At 57.5% G+C, this 15810-nt stretch carries 15 protein-coding genes; 9 read left to right on the plus strand and 6 right to left on the minus strand.

What is annotated here, in order from left to right:
- Nucleotides 1-7: 7 nt before the first annotated feature.
- Nucleotides 8-1723, plus strand: a complete 1716-nt coding sequence (gene soxB / locus HHJ19_RS12695; RefSeq protein ID WP_296907966.1) for a thiosulfohydrolase SoxB — start codon at nt 8-10, stop codon at nt 1721-1723.
- Between the two features lie 125 nt (nt 1724-1848).
- Here the strand turns inward: soxB and HHJ19_RS18065 are convergent, their stop codons facing one another.
- The 3 genes from HHJ19_RS18065 to HHJ19_RS12705 form a co-directional block, all read right to left on the minus strand.
- The gene (locus HHJ19_RS18065; RefSeq protein WP_366929406.1) at nt 1849-2166 is read right to left on the minus strand and encodes a rhodanese-like domain-containing protein; all 318 of its coding nucleotides are present in this window, start codon (nt 2164-2166) and stop codon (nt 1849-1851) included.
- Between the two features lie 24 nt (nt 2167-2190).
- Nucleotides 2191-2484: a hypothetical protein gene (locus HHJ19_RS12700; protein ID WP_296907969.1), complete on the minus strand. Its 294-nt coding sequence runs from the start codon at nt 2482-2484 to the stop codon at nt 2191-2193.
- Nucleotides 2485-2727: 243 nt separating this feature from the next.
- On the minus strand, nt 2728-3666 hold the full coding sequence (locus HHJ19_RS12705) for a hypothetical protein (RefSeq protein ID WP_296907972.1): 939 nt from the start codon (nt 3664-3666) through the stop codon (nt 2728-2730).
- A gap of 361 nt (nt 3667-4027) precedes the next feature.
- On the opposite strand from HHJ19_RS12705, the gene HHJ19_RS12710 reads away from it, so the two are divergent.
- Entirely contained in the window at nt 4028-4615 is a 588-nt protein-coding gene (locus HHJ19_RS12710; RefSeq protein WP_296907974.1) for a hypothetical protein, read from the plus strand.
- 303 nt (nt 4616-4918) lie between these two features.
- On the opposite strand, the gene HHJ19_RS12715 is transcribed toward HHJ19_RS12710, so the two are convergent.
- Both HHJ19_RS12715 and HHJ19_RS12720 read right to left on the minus strand, forming a co-directional pair.
- On the minus strand, nt 4919-5707 hold the full coding sequence (locus HHJ19_RS12715) for a hypothetical protein (RefSeq protein WP_296907977.1): 789 nt from the start codon (nt 5705-5707) through the stop codon (nt 4919-4921).
- Between the two features lie 201 nt (nt 5708-5908).
- A complete protein-coding gene (locus HHJ19_RS12720) occupies nt 5909-6142 on the minus strand; it encodes a hypothetical protein (protein ID WP_296907980.1) in 234 nt (77 codons plus the stop codon).
- Between the two features lie 215 nt (nt 6143-6357).
- Between HHJ19_RS12720 and HHJ19_RS12725 the strand changes: the two genes are divergently transcribed.
- From HHJ19_RS12725 to HHJ19_RS12740, 4 genes are all read left to right on the plus strand, one after another.
- Nucleotides 6358-7197: an abortive infection family protein gene (locus tag HHJ19_RS12725; protein ID WP_296907983.1), complete on the plus strand. Its 840-nt coding sequence runs from the start codon at nt 6358-6360 to the stop codon at nt 7195-7197.
- A gap of 461 nt (nt 7198-7658) precedes the next feature.
- Complete coding sequence (gene mutS, locus HHJ19_RS12730; RefSeq protein ID WP_296907985.1) at nt 7659-10271, plus strand: DNA mismatch repair protein MutS; 2613 nt, start codon at nt 7659-7661, stop codon at nt 10269-10271.
- Nucleotides 10272-10310: 39 nt separating this feature from the next.
- The gene (locus HHJ19_RS12735) at nt 10311-11138 is read left to right on the plus strand and encodes a proteasome-type protease (RefSeq protein WP_296907988.1); all 828 of its coding nucleotides are present in this window, start codon (nt 10311-10313) and stop codon (nt 11136-11138) included.
- 73 nt (nt 11139-11211) lie between these two features.
- Entirely contained in the window at nt 11212-12042 is an 831-nt protein-coding gene (locus HHJ19_RS12740; RefSeq protein ID WP_296907991.1) for an alpha/beta hydrolase, read from the plus strand.
- Nucleotides 12043-12084: 42 nt separating this feature from the next.
- On the opposite strand, the gene HHJ19_RS12745 is transcribed toward HHJ19_RS12740, so the two are convergent.
- Complete coding sequence (locus HHJ19_RS12745) at nt 12085-12918, minus strand: undecaprenyl-diphosphate phosphatase (protein WP_296907993.1); 834 nt, start codon at nt 12916-12918, stop codon at nt 12085-12087.
- 225 nt (nt 12919-13143) lie between these two features.
- Here HHJ19_RS12745 and HHJ19_RS12750 point away from each other — a divergent pair, with 225 nt between their 5' ends.
- The 3 genes from HHJ19_RS12750 (at nt 13144) to HHJ19_RS12760 (ending at nt 15787) form a co-directional block, all read left to right on the plus strand.
- The gene (locus HHJ19_RS12750) at nt 13144-14304 is read left to right on the plus strand and encodes a branched-chain amino acid ABC transporter substrate-binding protein (RefSeq protein WP_296907996.1); all 1161 of its coding nucleotides are present in this window, start codon (nt 13144-13146) and stop codon (nt 14302-14304) included.
- A 12-nt stretch (nt 14305-14316) separates the two neighbouring features.
- Nucleotides 14317-14970, plus strand: coding sequence for a DUF924 family protein (locus tag HHJ19_RS12755; protein ID WP_296907999.1), 654 nt, complete (start codon nt 14317-14319; stop codon nt 14968-14970).
- Nucleotides 14971-15196: 226 nt separating this feature from the next.
- Complete coding sequence (locus HHJ19_RS12760) at nt 15197-15787, plus strand: DUF3455 domain-containing protein (RefSeq protein WP_296908002.1); 591 nt, start codon at nt 15197-15199, stop codon at nt 15785-15787.
- Nucleotides 15788-15810 lie beyond the last annotated feature (23 nt).

Genomic DNA, 15810 nt, shown 5'->3' on the forward strand with positions numbered 1-15810 from the left:
TCGCACAGTGAACACTTTCGCAACTGCTTCCAACCCCCTGTTGAAACACGATGCGCTTTACGACGTTCCGGCTTTCGGCAACGTCAACCTGTTGCATTTCACCGACTGCCACGCTCAGTTACTGCCGATCTACTACCGCGAACCCAGCATCAACCTCGGCACCGGGCGCGCGCTGGGCAAGGTGCCGCACCTCGTGGGCGCCCCGCTACTTCGTACCTATGGCATTGAAGCCGGCAGCCGGAACGCCTACGCCTTCACACACCTAGACTTCGAGGCGGCGGCTCGCACGTATGGCAAGGTTGGTGGTTTCGCGCATCTCGCCACGCTTATCAAGCGGCTGAAGGGCGACCGCCCCAAGACCCTGCTGCTTGACGGCGGCGACAGCTGGCAAGGCTCGGCGACGGCGTTGTGGACTGCGGGTCAGGACATGGTGGAGGCCTCGCTCGGTCTTGGTGTCGACGTGATGACCGGGCATTGGGAGTTCACCTATGGTGCCGAGCGCGTGCTTCACGTTGTGCGCAATGACTTCAAGGACCGCGTTGCATTCGTTGCGCAGAACATCGTCGGCCAGGATGGTGCCGAAACAGTCTTCGAACCGGCGGTGATTCGGGAGCAGAACGGTATTCCGGTGGCAATTCTCGGTCAGGCGTTTCCCTACACGCCTCAGGCCAACGGTGCGCACTTCACGCCTGGCTGGACCTTCGGTATCGACGAAGCGCGGCTGCAGGCGCTGGTCGACAAGGTTCGCACCAGCGGCGCCCAGGTTGTTGTCCTGCTATCGCACAACGGCATGGACATCGACCTGAAGATGGCATCGCGTGTCCGCGGCATCGACATCATTCTGGGTGGTCATACGCACGACGGTGTGCCGGTGCCGAGCATCGTCCCCAATTCGGGCGGCAGCACCATCGTCACGAATGCCGGATCACATGGCAAGTTCCTCGCGGTCGTTGACTTCGACGTTAGGCATGGGCGCGTCGCGGACTGGCGCTACCGTCTTCTTCCAATATTTCCAGAGCTCCTTCCTGCAGACCTCACGATGCAAACGACAATAGATCGCGTACGCGCGCCGTTCGAGGCGCGACTGCGGGAACCGCTGGCGCAGAACTCTGAGCTGCTGTATCGGCGCGGCAACTTCAATGGCTCCTGGGACCAGTTGATCGTTCAGGCGTTGATGCAGGAAATGGACGCCGAGATCGCTTTCTCGCCCGGGTTCCGCTGGGGCACGACCCTGCTGCCTGGGCAGACCATCACCCGTGAAGACCTGATGGCACAAACCGCGATCACCTACCCTGACACCTGGGTCTCCCACATGTCCGGCGCCGAGATCCGCAGGACGCTCGAACAACTCAGCGACAAGCTGTTCAATGACGATCCCTATCAACACCAGGGCGGAGACATGCTGCGAACGGGTGGACTGACCTACACCTGCGAACCCGCTGCCGACATGGGCGCTCGCATCAGCAACATGCGCCTGAACGGGCAACCGATCGATGCCGAAAAATCCTACAAGGTTGCCCGATGGGGTGTCGGCGCATCGTCATCGAAGACAAACGGTGCGCCAATCTGGGACGTCGTTGAACAGTACTTACGCCAAAGCAGGCCTGGTCAACTTCACACGCCCAATGTGCCGCAGCTGGCTGGCGTGAACGACAACCCCGGCATTGCGCAGGACTGGGGGATGCCAAAGTCGGTGTCCACGCCCTTCGAAGGACACGCTTGAATGGCTCGCCCCCGGTATTCATGCAGCCGTTAATGCCCCGTCGCAGTACCGCCACCACCTGCGGTGCGTGTGGCCTAGCCAGCTTTGCCGGCAACCTCAGTGAGTTCCACAGGGACATTAGATTTTCAAGCTTGCCAACTTCCGGGCACGTTCGACACCTCGAATCCGTGCGACTGCAAGAGGCTGGCCCCAATAGACGCCCGATAGCCGCTGTCGCAGCACACGGCCATGGGTTTAATCTTGTCCAATGTCTCCTGCCGACCTAGAAGTTCGGGCAGAAAGATGTGCTGTGCGCCGGGGACGTGGCCTTTTGCGCATTCCTGCTGCGACCGAACATCCAGAATTGAAAAGCCCTGCACTTGCGTACTCTGTGCAGACAGCTCCTTCACATGAACATGCCGTAGGGACTCAATGTCATACCCTGAGTTCTCCCAAGCTGTCATTCCGCCGGTACCTGCCTTCCATCGCTAGGTGACCAACTTGGAGTTGCGAGTACGTTTCACCGGCTTGGCTGACGCCACGATGTCTTCCTTATCAGTCATGCGTGGAGCTCCCTTGGGTCGCAAAGCGTTGTAGACCGATGGTGCCTTCGAGAACAATAGCTCCTCCACGCGCCGCATGCGGTCAGCGATGTCGACCATTTCAGCCTCGGTATACCGGTTGACCGATTCACCGCCTGCCGTTACGTGACCAAGCATCCGCTTGGTTTGCCGGTCCGAAAATCCCAGCTTTTCGCAGGCCGCGCCGAACGTGCGCCGCAAGTCGTGCCCCCGGACGATTTTGATTTCCGCGTTGTCTCAAATTGTGTCCAAGGCCACTTTTGGATCAGAGTGGTACCCCTTCGTGTTATTCGGCGACTGCGCCGGGAACACCCAAACCTGGTCCTTATCGTATTCGGCCCAGCGCAGCTTCAAAACCTCCAATGCGCAGGGACCAATGGGTAAATAATGATCCATGAGATTCTTGACATCGAAGACAAAGGCCACTTTGTTTTCCATGTCAACCTAACGCTCGACCGCCGACTGCTCGCCGGTGATGCGATCGCGCCATTTGAACGTGCATGACTCGCCGCGCCGCATACCCCAAAGCATCGTCAGCAGCACAAAGTCGCAGGCGATTGGATTTACGTGCCGGTATTCCCACGCCGCCTTGATGTAAGGACCCACGGTATTTTCGAACGACAACGGATTCCGAATACCCTTCTTTTTGTAATCGCGCTCGAGCTGCTTGTTGGTCCGGTACTTCTCTTCGGTTTTCAGGATGGTGAAGGGGTTATAGGTCAGTGACGGCGCGCGCCTTTCGCCGTGGGCCGCGTGGTATTCGAATTCAATGGCCTTGGCCACCGCCGCCGTGGCCCAACGCCCCATGGCCTCGGCTGCCGTCCTATGCCCTTTGTCAACCGCGTGCAGGTCGAACCGCTCCGCCGCTTCGGTTGGCGTGATCATGCCCACCTTACGCCCATTCCAGTCTTTGAGCTTGTCAATGGCCTTCTCCACCGATAAGATCGAATTGGGCTCGGCGCGACCCTTCAAATGCTTCACATACCGAGCGAAATCCTGCCCAAGAGTCAGCTCTGCGGCTTCGATGCGCTCTTCGATGTCCTTAGGATTAGCGCCATGGGCCTTGGCGATCCTGATCAAGTCCCATGCTTTCTCGCGGGCCACTGCCAACTTCATCACCGGCTCGACCCCCTTCCTGCCACGCGCGAGCCCCATGGGAATCTTCATCTTCTGTCCCTTGACCATCTTGTCAACCAGGAAAACCGAGGCCTTTTTGCCCACCCGCACCGCGAATCCGGGCGGCGCATCCTTGTGGGTGTCGCATACCAGATAATTGGTACTTGGCGAATGGCGATCTGGGTCGTATTCATCCCAGTCCTGCGGCTTCGTGCCCGGCTGGGGAATGGTCCAAGCGGTCATCTTGAAGACGATTTTGGTGGTCAAGGTAAGCTTCATCGCTCACTCCACAAGGAGCGAGGGACTTGAAATTGCCCGCTCCGCCAAATTTGCAACCACTATGGCTCGATAAGCAATCTTTGGCTCTTTTTTGGCTCAATTTTATAAAGTTGGCGGAGTTTGCCAGAGGGAGCCTCGGGGCGCTACGGGACGATAGATAAAAGGGCTAAAGTGACTTCTGTAAATGATTACACCAGAGGAGAAGAGGCTAAAAGCGCGAAGTTTTCAAACCATACGCCGATGATGGTCCACTACCCGCGCATGACTTTTAAAGGCGCATGAATACTAGATATTCAGCGATAAGTCGCCCTCTTGGTCCCCATATGATCCCCAGCGATCGTGTAGACAAATGACGGCGCTTGGCGGCGCCACAGCGCGCGACAAAGCGGCCCTCGCGGCCTATCCAACGCTGCTTTCGCACGTCCTTTCCAGCAAGGAATTCGGGCCCTTTCTTCGCAGCCCCGACAGGCCAAAACATCAGGCTGAATGGCGTGATTTGATCCGCGATTTGGCACGTCTTCCGCCCTCGTCAAAACAGCTCGCGGAGCACTTCCATACCCAGTGGCATGTCTGCCACCACTACCTGCGCGAGCTCGTGGATGACGACGATCTGCTGATCGACATGCTCTGGGTCTGGCTGCCCCGATACCAGGGTTCCGACATGGTTCTGTATCGCGGAGAGAACATCGACCGCTTCGAGGCCGGCCGCATCGGCACCGCATGGACCGACAAACAAGAGACGGCCGAGATGTTCGCGAAGGGACTCAATGCTGTCAGCAAGGGCGGCGTGGTCCTGCGCTCCGACGTTCCGGTCTCCGCGATCATCGCCGGCCCCTCGAAGCACTCGCTCTACTTGGGCGAATCCGAGTTCACTATCGACATCCGCAAGATTGACGCTATTGAGCAAGACCGTGCATACCCGCCTTCACTCCTCTAAGTTGAACCTTCGTTGCCATGCCTGCACGTCTCTTAGCTGCTTAAGTCCTGTGAACCCTCGCAAGGCTAGGATTTGACGCCGGTCGATGCGAGTGTTAGACTCAAATGGCTATGTTCGCACTCTTTACCCATAACGCACTAGATCTCTAGTTCGGAAGTGGCAGGTAGTGTCTGTTTATGCTAAACCGATGAGAGCGCTGTTAATCCAGCACAAAAAGCTCGGAAGGCCGACCGTAAACCGAAACAGTGAAGTTATGCCACTAGCCGAAAAGCGGGACCCCAACTAAAAATTGGGCCCGCTTATTCATTTCGGCTTGTGAAAGTCGTTGGCAAAGATGTTCACATGCGTCTGTCCGGGTATATTGATTATCTGGTTGTGGCAGCCTGGGAAATTGCCATCGATGTAGGTGCCTTTCTTAGATGCCTTCATCATGTTGAAATGATATTTGGTTGGAATTTTCCAGCCAAAGCGGAAATTGCCAGAAATTTCGCAAAGTGGCGTGTGGGGCCCAGCCGTATCGAATTGGCCATGATCTTCGGGCCCGTAATCGAAATGCTTTTTCTGGTCGTCTTGGAAATAGTGTTTTTTATATTCGTTCTTGGGGCGCCGAGGCATATGCCGCTTCCGCAGCTTCGCGAACAAACTCTGAAAATTTCTGAAAAACAAATTGTCTGCGCCGCTCTGAGCGAAAAGAGCAATCAATTCCCGGAGTTCGTCAGCATCGAAGTTTTCTAGCGGCAACGCAAGCGCTTGCATGCTTCCTTTATCCTGCATGTATGGCAGAACACGGAAGTAGTTCGATAGCACCCTGACCGTGATCGCTATCACCTCCGTCAATTCCAGATTGGGGTCGATCTTGCCCACAAAGCAAGAGGTTCGAAGTCTTTGCGAAAGCTTCATTAAGTTATCGGTGAGCAGGCAAACGCCATCCCAACGCTCTAGTTCAGCAAGGATGGATCGCTCGATCGCAAAATTTTTTCCAAACTCAACCGCACGCACGTCGAATTTGGGGCCAATTGCTTTGACTTCAGCTGTTTCGCGATAGGTGTGGGGAACAATTTCGCTCTTCGCGGAATTCACCACATCGCGCACGGATTTATCGTCCGATACGAGACACAGAAGAATTCGCATTACGTTTGCAGCAACTTGACCAAGATGGCGGTTGGGACTATGACCTGTGCCCTTTCTTGCTCAGTGAGATGAGCCAGGCATGCAAAGAAATCCAGCGTTTTCGCCCGAGTCTTAAATGAACGATCACCCGATTCCACAGGAACGGCAGACTGAGCCCGGTCGTCAGCTGAAAATTGAAATGCCTTGTCTGGGATGCTCGATCACACAATATGCCCCACCAGCCTCGGTAGCCTTCGCGAAGTTCTTTAGCGTTCGCTCTCCGAGAATTTCCCTGAAATTAGGCAACAATTTCACCAATATTCTGGGGACGTTGCTGAGATAAATCGGTGAATCGGGCCGCCAGTATTCGCTCGCGATGGTTTTGAGCGATTCGACAAGTTTGGCATCATCGTTCATTGTGCGATCCTAAAGAAGTGCATCGAGCTGGGCGCCCTGATATCGTTGTATCTTAACGGCTCGCATGCGCGAACAGTCACTCGGTGCTAGCCGCGTGTCCATGGAGTCCGTCGCCTCTTGTAATATCTGTCAAAGGTTAACAAAGAGGAGCGCCCGATGATTTTCATTCACCTCGCAACGACATCGCCAAGTTGCAGTGCGATCGACAGGTAGCCATGCCTGTGGCTCTCCCTCTGACCGACACGGTCATCGCCGCTGTCGCACAACTCATTGACGACTCCAAGTCTAACGGTGAATACCGCGACCCTACCCATTCCGACATCGACTTCTATGTCTCGCAAGCAGGCCTCACCGCCAGTGACCCAAAGCGACAGGGCCAGACCGTTGGCAAAGCCAAACGCGTTAGAGCGGTCTTACATGCAGCGTTGACAGACGACGCGGCGGCCGGCTCCGCCCTAATCGCGTCGATCTTGGCAAAGGTCCGCGCATGCGGCGGATTCCGTGAAGGGTCCCCAAACTTCGTTGGCACCGAGGCCATCGCCAATGTTAAGAACGCCTTCGACACCGAAGGATTTTTGCTTGCCTCCGATGGCTCCATCAGCCCAAAGGTTCTCTCCGCTTTGCAAGGCCCCGAGCTGACGGCAGCGTTGAGGGCCTACGCTGACCGTGCTCAGAAGGGGGCGCATGACGCGGCTCTCTTGGCGGGAACAGGCAAAGACCTGCTGGAGGCGACCGCCGCCCATGTTTTGCAAACCGTAAACGGCGTCTATCCAAGCGGCGCAAATTTCCATAGCCTGCTTGGCATGGCATTCATCGCTCTCGATTTGGCCGTCCCTGAATTGCCGGCTCAGGCTGGCGAGGCTCCGGTCAAGGGCCTAGAGCGTGGGCTGTTCCAAGCGGCCATTGCCGTAAACCGGCTTCGCAACAAGGAAGGGACTGGCCATGGGCGCCCGTGGCTGCCCACACTCAAAGATGATGAGGCGAAGGCGAGCATCGAGCTGGTAGGCTCTGTATCGTCTTACCTACTTTCCAAATTGGCAAGGCACCGCAAATGACGACGATGAAAACGTTCGTTGACAAGCGAATGGTTGCAATAACCTTTTTAAGCGAGCGATTTAGAGGTGCGCTGTTTCATAAGAGATTTGAAATTCGTCGGTTTGTCCAGTGAAAAAACCCCAATACGAAATCTTGATGGGATTTTCTCTATCAAGTTGTTGAATTCAAAAGAATTCTTGAATTTCTTCAACACTTTGATAGACCGCCTCGCGTAAAAGGGGGACTGTTTTTGGGAAGTCCCCATACAGTTCGGTCTTGGTCCCCCCACACTCCCCTTTTCGACTAATTTTTTTGTCCCTTCTCATGATCCTATCGGATGATCGACAATGTCGGAATTCCGTAAGTGCCCGTCAACAAACGGTTTTTTCAAGCCACCCTGATCAAATAAGTCAGGCACCGAATAGATTTAAATGGCAGACATTTTTTGTGTGCGACTTCTTTGTGATCACGTAAGTCATTGATGTCAAAAGAGAATGCTTCACAACCCTTCGTTGAAGCCCCGATGGCCGCGCACACGCCCATGATGCAGCAGTACCTGGGCATCAAGGCCGGGTACCCCGACACGCTGGTGTTCTACCGCATGGGTGACTTTTATGAAGTCTTCTTTGAAGATGCCGAAAAGGCCGCGCGCCTGCTCGACATCACGCTGACGCGGCGCGGACAGTCAGCCGGCCAGCCCGTGGTGATGGCCGGCGTACCATTTCACTCGTTCGAAGTCTATCTGGCCAAACTGATCAAACTCGGTGAATCGGTGGCTATTTGCGAGCAGGTCGGCGACGTGACCACCGCCAAAGGCCCGGTCGAACGCAAAGTGATGCGTGTGGTGACCCCAGGCACGCTGACCGACACCGAAATGTTGAGCGAGAAGACCGAATCCATTCTGCTGGCGGTGCACCAGGGCGCGCGCAACACCTGCGGCCTGGCGTGGCTCAGCGTCACGCAGGGCGAGATCCATCTGGCCCAGTGCGCCAACGATGATCTGGAGACCTGGCTGGCCCGCATTGCGCCCAGTGAGCTGCTCTACAACGTCGATGTCACACCCGCCTTCGAGCAGCGCCTGAAAGCCCAGCGCTGCGCCGCCAGCGCACGCCCAGCCTGGCAATTTGACGCAGCACTGGGCGCGCGTCGCCTGCTCGAGCAGCTCAAGGTGGCCTCGCTGGCGTCCTGGAATGCCGAAGGTCTGGGCGAAGCGCATGCCGCCGCGTCCGCGCTGCTGGGCTATGCCGAGCACACGCAGGGCCGCGCCCTGCCCCACGTACAGAACCTGCAGGTGGTGCGTCCGGACGAGCTGATCGAGCTGCCGCCCACCACGCGGCGCAACCTCGAACTCACGCAAACCCTGCGCGGCGAGGATTCGCCCACGCTGTTTTCGCTGTTGGACACCTGCACCACCGGCATGGGCAGCCGGGCGCTGAAAAACTGGTTGCTGAGCCCGCGACGTGACCGGGCCCAGGCGGCAGCCCGGCTGGAGGCAATCACGCAATTGCGCAGCGGTTTGCAGAAAACCCTGCGCGCCCGGCTCAAGGGTTGCAGCGATGTCGAACGCATCACCGCCCGCATTGCACTGCGGCAGGTGCGGCCACGCGAACTTCTGGCGTTGCAGCAGACGCTACTAAAATCAGAGCAGCTAGTGACCGAAAGTACTGGACTAGAGCCCTATTTGACCGATATTTTCGAAGATTTGCAGCCCCCGGCCGGTTGCGCCGGCCTGCTGGGCCAGTACATCCTCGATGAACCGGCCGCGCTGATTCGCGATGGCGGCGTCATCAACCACGGCTGTGATGCCGAGCTGGACGAGCTGCGCGCCATCCAGACCCATTGCGACGGCTTTCTGCTCGACCTGGAAATCCGCGAAAAAGCCCGCACCGGCATTGCCAACCTGCGCGTGCAGTTCAACAAGGTGCACGGCTTTTACATTGAGGTCACGCAGGGCCAGTTGGACAAGGTGCCTGACGACTATCGCCGCCGCCAGACGCTGAAAAACGCCGAACGCTACATCACGCCCGAGCTGAAAAGCTTTGAAGACAAGGCCCTGTCGGCCTCGGCGCAGGCCTTGGTGCGCGAAAAGTGGCTCTACGAGCAGCTGCTCGACCAGCTGCAGCACTTCGTCCCAAGCCTGAGCCGGCTGGCGCGCGCCATTGCCTCGCTCGATGTGCTGTGCGCCCTGGCCGAGCGCTCGTTGACGCTGAACTGGTGCGCGCCCACCTTTGTCAGGGAGCCCTGCATCGACATCGGACAGGGAAGGCACCCGGTGGTGGAAGCGCGGCTGGCCGAAACAGGCGGCGGCGCCTTTATTGCCAACGACTGCAATCTGACCGGCAAAAGCCGCATGCAGGTCATCACCGGCCCCAACATGGGCGGTAAATCGACCTATATGCGCCAGATCGCTCTGATCGTGCTGCTGGCCAGCGTGGGCTCCTTTGTGCCAGCGAGCCGTTGCCGGCTGGGGCCGATTGACGCCATTCACACGCGAATCGGCGCGGCCGACGATGTGGCCAACGCGCAATCAACCTTTATGCTGGAAATGCTCGAAGCCGCGCAAATCCTGCATGCCGCCACGCCCCATTCGCTGGTGCTGATGGACGAAATCGGCCGCGGCACCTCCACTTTCGACGGCCTCGCGCTGGCCGGCGGCATTGCCGCCTACCTGCACAACAAGGCGCAGGCTTTCACGCTGTTTGCCACCCATTATTTTGAGCTGACCGAGTTTCCGGCCCAGCACCACGGCGCCATCAACGTGCATGTCAGCGCGGTCGAATCCGGCACGAACATCGTTTTTTTGCACCACATCGAGCCCGGCCCCGCCAGCAAGAGCTACGGCATTGCGGTCGCCAAGCTGGCTGGCGTTCCAGCGGCGGTACTTAATCATGCCCGCCATGCGCTCGCCGCGCTGGAAACCCAGCAGAGCCAGGCGCATGCGCAAGTGGACCTGTTTGCCGCGCCTCCACCAATCGCCGGGCCAGCGCAAAGCGCCTCCGACCAGGCATTGGATACCATAGACCCTGATCTGCTGAGCCCACGCGAGGCGCTGGATGCGCTGTATCGTTTGAAAAAACTCTCGCTCGAGGCCTGAAAGCCGGCACCCATGTTCCCAAACACTCCCCATCACCTCATGACTTATTGCGTCGCTGTCAAACTCAATGCCGGACTGGTTTTTTTGTCGGACTCGCGCACCAACGCGGGCCTGGACAACATCAGCACCTTCCGCAAGATGATCGTTTATGAAAAACCCGACGACCGGTTCATGGTGCTGCTGTCGGCAGGCAATCTGTCCATCTCGCAGTCGGTGCGCGAAATTTTGCAGGTCGAACACCTCAAGGAGCACGAACACGTCGAGGCGCTCACGATCTGGAACGCCAAAAGCATGTTTGACGCCGCGCGTGTGCTGGGCTCGGCCATTCGCCGCGTTTACGAGCGCGACGCCGATGCACTGAAGCACGCCGAGGTGGATTTCAACCTATCGCTGATCTTTGGCGGCCAGATTCGCGGCGAAGGCATGCGCCTTTTCAAGATGTACTCGGCCGGCAACTTTGTTGAAGCCACCGACGAGACACCTTATTTCCAGATCGGTGAGTCCAAGTACGGCAAGCCCGTACTGGACCGCGTCATCACGCCCGAAACACCGCTGGCCGAGGCCGCGAAATGCGCGCTGGTCTCAATGGACTCCACCATGAAGTCCAACCTGTCGGTGGGCCTTCCGCTGGACCTGGTGGTCTATGAAGCCGACAGCTTCAAGAGCGAAAAAATAGTCTGTATCGACCACGACAATCCCTACTACAAGATGATGCACAACAGCTGGGGCCAAAAACTGCGCGAAGTATTCGACAGCATTGAAGACCCGGTCTGGGACGATGCCCACACTGAAACGCCGCTGAAAATGCCCGCCACCCGCCATGCCGTTCTGAAAAAAATCAGCACGGCCGAAGAGAAACTGATTTAGACCTTTCATTCCTTTTTTTACCTCCAGGGTTTCAAAGCTGCTGCGCTGCGCTGCAGTGCCCTTACCTACACACGTGCCCTCCACATCCAAACCTCTCGTTATTTTTTCCCACGGCAACAGTTTTCCGGCCAGCACCTACAACGTCATGCTGCAAAGCCTGAAAACCCGGGGTTTCCAGGTCAAGGCGATTGAAAAATTCGGCCATGACCCGCGCTACCCGGTCACCAGCAACTGGCCGAATCTGGTTCAGCAACTCGCCGACTTCAGCAGTGAGCAGGTCGAAAAGTCAGGCCAGGCGGCTTTTCTGGTCGGCCATTCGCTGGGCGGCTTTTTAAGCCTGATGTGCGCCGCGCGTCACCCCTCCCTGGGCGGGCAAGCCGTCAGGGGCGTGGTGATGATCGACTCGCCGATTTTGGGGGGCTGGCGTGCCACCGCGCTCAGCGTGGCCAAACGGGCTCAGCTGGTGGGCTCGATTTCACCCGGCGCCATCAGCCGCAAGCGCCGGCACGAATGGCTCAGCCGCGATGAAGTTCTGGCGCATTTCCGCAGTAAAAAGGCCTTTGCCCGCTGGGACGGACAGGTGCTGCGTGACTACATTGAACACGGCACGCATGACGCTGCCGGTCAGCGCCTGCTGAGCTTTGACCGCGACATTGAAACGGCCATTTACAACACGCTGCCCGACAACCTGGAGCGCCTGATCAAACAGCACCCGCTCAAATGCCCGGTCACGTTTATTGGCGGACGTCAGTCAGCGGAAATGAACCAGGTCGGCATGACGATGACCGAGAAAGTCACCCGAGGCCGCATCATGATGCTTGACGGCAGTCATTTGTTCCCCATGGAGAAGCCGCTGGCAACGGCGGCAGCCATTGAAGCGGCACTGCTGAACCTGTCAGCCTGACAGGCAACAGGCCAGGCCGCCGCGCCGCTCAAACAAATGGACTCAGGGCGCCCAGACGACCAGGCCGCTCCAGGCTGTGCCCAGCACCACAATGCCAAAAGCGATGCGGTACCAGGCAAAAGGCACAAAACTGTGGGTGGCGATGTAACGCAGCAACCAGCGAATGCACAGCCACGCACTGATAAACGAAAACAGCAAGCCGACGCCGAACAACGGCAGATCGGCCATGGAAAGGAGTGCGCGCTCCTTGAACAGGCTGTATACCCCGGCGCCAATCAGCGTGGGAATCGCCAGATAAAAGGAAAAATCAGTCGCCGCCTTGCGCGACAGCCCCAGCAGCATGCCGCCGATAATGGTCGCGCCGCTTCGGCTGGTGCCTGGAATCATGGCCAGACACTGCGCCAGCCCGACCTTGAGTGCATCCATCGCGCTCATTTCCTCAACCGAATGAATGCGCGCTGCCGCCGGATTGCGCTGCTGACGCTTTTCAGCCCACAAAATGATTAAACCGCCAATGATGAAAGTGCTGGCCACCACCACCGGTGTGAACAGGTGCGCCTTGATGGCTTTGCCGAACAGCAGGCCGAGCACCACGGCGGGCAAAAAAGCCACCAGCACATTGAGCGAAAACTGCTGAGCCTGTTTGTCCGTGGGCAAGGCAACCAGGGTTTCACGAATCTTTTTCCAGTACACCAGAATCACGGCAAAAATGGCGCCGGTCTGGATGGCGATATCAAACACCTTGGCCTTGTCGTCATCAAAACCGAGCAACGAACCCGCCAGGATCAGGTGGCCGGTCGAAGAAATGGGAAGGAATTCGGTCAGACCTTCCACGATGCCCATGATGGCGGCTTTAATCAACAATGCAATGTCCACGCTGGCTCCTTGAATGGATTGTGATTATCGTTGCAGACCCGGGGGTCTCTTATGGCTGCGCACGAAATCATGCGGCCGGGTCCAACGACTGTTTTTAATTAAATCTAGCGTAACATTAGATTAACTAATGTAGCCGCTAGCCCGTTGTATGACGGGTTAAACCCGCTGGCGTCACTGCAAAGCACAAGACACATTAACTTACATTCCAAATCACCAATAGCGACGATGAAAAATTCAAATTCCGGCAGCATTACCTTGGGCGCAATTGCTGCTGCGCTGACGACCGCCACCATGCTGCTCACAGGCTGCGACAACCCGCCCGACACTGTCAGGATCGGCGTCGCCCAGCCTCTTACCGGCAACCTTGCCGAACTGGGCCAGGACTTGCACAACGGCGTCAAGCTGGCAGTAGCCGAACTCAACAAGGAAGGCTTCAAGATCAAGGGGAAGCCTGTCATGCTTGAAATTGTCGCGATGGACGATCGCTCCGACCCCGCCACCGGCAAGGAAGTTGCCCAAAAAATGATCGATGCCGGCGTGGTGGCCGTGATCGGCAACCTTAACTCCGGCGTCAGCATTGAAGCAGCCCCGATTTATGCTGCCAAAGACATCGCGCAGCTGGCGATATCGACCAACCCCAAGTTCACGCAACTCGGCCTTGCGACGACCTATCGCCTGGTTGCCAACGACACCCTTCAGGCGAAAGCCATTGGCTCCTTTGCCGCGAGTCAGCTCAACGCCACCCGATACGCGGTAGTGGACGACGGAACACCGTACGGAAAAGGTCTGGCCGACGGCGCTGCGGAGCAACTTAAAATTGCCAAAAAGCAGATTACCCTGCGTCAATCGTTTGACGACAAAACCACAGTTTTTGACGAGCTGGCCGGCAAGCTCAAACAAAACGGCGTGGAAGTGCTCATCACGACGCTGAACGACTTCCAGGTGCTGGCTTTGCTCGAGGCATTAAAAAAAATCGAATACACCCAGCTCAACATTCTGGGCGGTGACACCATCAAGACCATCAGCATGCTTAAAGGCACCGAGATGATCAAGGGCCTGTATGCCACCTCGCCGATTCTCGATGCCAAGGAATTCGTAAATGGCAAACTATTTTTGACGAAGTACCAGGAGGCGTACAAGAAAGAACCCGCGTACGGAGGCCACTATACCTATGACGCGATGTACATTCTGGCCGGTGCCATGCAGCGCGCCAACTCCGCCAGCCCAAAAAAGATTACCGAGATTCTGCATACCTTTGACGGCTATGCGCCAATTACCGGCTCGATGAAATGGGACAGCGTGGGCGAGCAACGCTACGGCGTGGTTGGCGTCTATGCTGCACGCAAAGGTGTCTGGGATCTGCAACTGCGATCTGACCGCTGGTAAGCGTGTGCGGCCATGACCCGGTCAGCGCCCGGCGGCAAAACCGTTACGCACAGTTCCATTCCCGCCCTCACCCCCGCCGACATCCTTGATTTCTGGCTGGGCGATGGCCTGACACAAGGATGGCCCACGCAAGACCTCAAAAAGCGCTGGTTTTATGGCGGCGCGGCGCTGGACCGGGAGATCAGGATCCGCTTTGGCCCAAGCGTCTTGCAGGCAGTCGGCGGCGCACTGCAGGACTGGGAAAGCCAGGTCCAGAGCAGACTGGCCCTTGTCATACTGCTCGACCAGTTCACACGCAATGTTTTTCGCGCCACCGCGCAGGCGTTTGCCGGCGATGTGCGCGCCCGGCAACTTACCCTTCAGACGCTGGCCGCTCGCGAAGACCAGCGGTTGCCTTGGGTGGCACGGGTCTTCCTTTACATGCCGCTGATGCATGCCGAAGACGCGGCATTGCAGGACGAAAGCGTCACGCGCTTTTCCCAACTGCTGGCCGATGCGCCGGTCAACCTGAAGCCGCGCCTCCAGGGCAACCTGGACTTCGCTCGCGAGCACCAGGGCATCATTGCCCGGTTTGGTCGGTTTCCCTACCGTAACGCCGCGCTGGGACGCATCAGCACAGACCGGGAAGAAGAGTTTTTACTGAAGGGGCAGCGCTTTGGACAGTAGCAGCAGGCGCGGCTGACGGCGGCATTGAATTATTCCGCGGCAGCTTGAGCCAGAACGCCCACCATCCAGACCGCAAATTTCGGCAGATGGTCTTTTTTTGTTGGCCTGTTAAAAATACCGGCCTGAACAGGCAATATGCACTTTCACCGGTTTAGCGCAAAGTTCTACCGTATATTCATGAGGCCCGAGGTTTAATCGGGCATATTTCAACAATACAGGAGACCTGATGAAAATTGATCGCAACACCCTTTTTGCCTTCAGCAAAAGCACCGCTGTCACGCTCGCTGTCGTGACAGGTGCTGCGACCCTGATGGCGGCCTGCTCCGGGGTAAAACCGCCGCCCAAGGAGTATGCGCAGGAGCGCCTTGACGATCAGATCCAGGTGCAAGCGGGCAATGTGGTGGCGCTTGAAACCACGGCAACCGGCCTGCGTAATTACGAGTGCAAAACCAACGCCAATGCTGCAGGCACTATTGGCTGGGTTCTGGTGAGCCCGCAGGCTGAACTGGTCGACCGGACTGGCAAAGAAGTCGCCAAATATTCGGGTCCACCCGCTACCTGGACCCACATGGATGGCTCCAGCGTGGTGGGCCAGCAGATTGCGGTTGCGCCGCGCCCGGGTGCGACCAACCTCGCGTACCAGTTGTCCAAGGGCACGCCGGGTGCGGCGCCCGGCGTTCTGCAAAACATCACTTACATCCAGCGCATCAAGACCAAGGGTGGCCAGGACCTGAGCAAGGCGTGCGCGCAGTCAAATCTGGGCGACAAGCTCACACTGCCCTACCAGGCTGACTACATTTTCTGGAAGGCTGCGTAAGGCAGCCGCAATACGGTCGCCTT

The organism is Polaromonas sp., assembly GCF_012927415.1.
Classification (GTDB): domain Bacteria; phylum Pseudomonadota; class Gammaproteobacteria; order Burkholderiales; family Burkholderiaceae_C; genus Polaromonas.

Bases quoted from the DNA above. Each gene is read 5' to 3' on its own strand.
- HHJ19_RS18065 (WP_366929406.1), bottom strand. From the start codon at position 2,166: ATGACAGCTTGGGAGAACTCAGGGTATGACATTGAGTCCCTACGGCAT.
- HHJ19_RS12710 (WP_296907974.1), top strand. From the start codon at position 4,028: ATGACGGCGCTTGGCGGCGCCACAGCGCGCGACAAAGCGGCCCTCGCG.
- HHJ19_RS12720 (WP_296907980.1), bottom strand. From the start codon at position 6,142: ATGAACGATGATGCCAAACTTGTCGAATCGCTCAAAACCATCGCGAGC.
- HHJ19_RS12725 (WP_296907983.1), top strand. From the start codon at position 6,358: ATGCCTGTGGCTCTCCCTCTGACCGACACGGTCATCGCCGCTGTCGCA.
- mutS (WP_296907985.1), top strand. From the start codon at position 7,659: ATGTCAAAAGAGAATGCTTCACAACCCTTCGTTGAAGCCCCGATGGCC.
- HHJ19_RS12735 (WP_296907988.1), top strand. From the start codon at position 10,311: ATGACTTATTGCGTCGCTGTCAAACTCAATGCCGGACTGGTTTTTTTG.
- HHJ19_RS12750 (WP_296907996.1), top strand. From the start codon at position 13,144: ATGAAAAATTCAAATTCCGGCAGCATTACCTTGGGCGCAATTGCTGCT.
- HHJ19_RS12755 (WP_296907999.1), top strand. From the start codon at position 14,317: ATGACCCGGTCAGCGCCCGGCGGCAAAACCGTTACGCACAGTTCCATT.
- HHJ19_RS12760 (WP_296908002.1), top strand. From the start codon at position 15,197: ATGAAAATTGATCGCAACACCCTTTTTGCCTTCAGCAAAAGCACCGCT.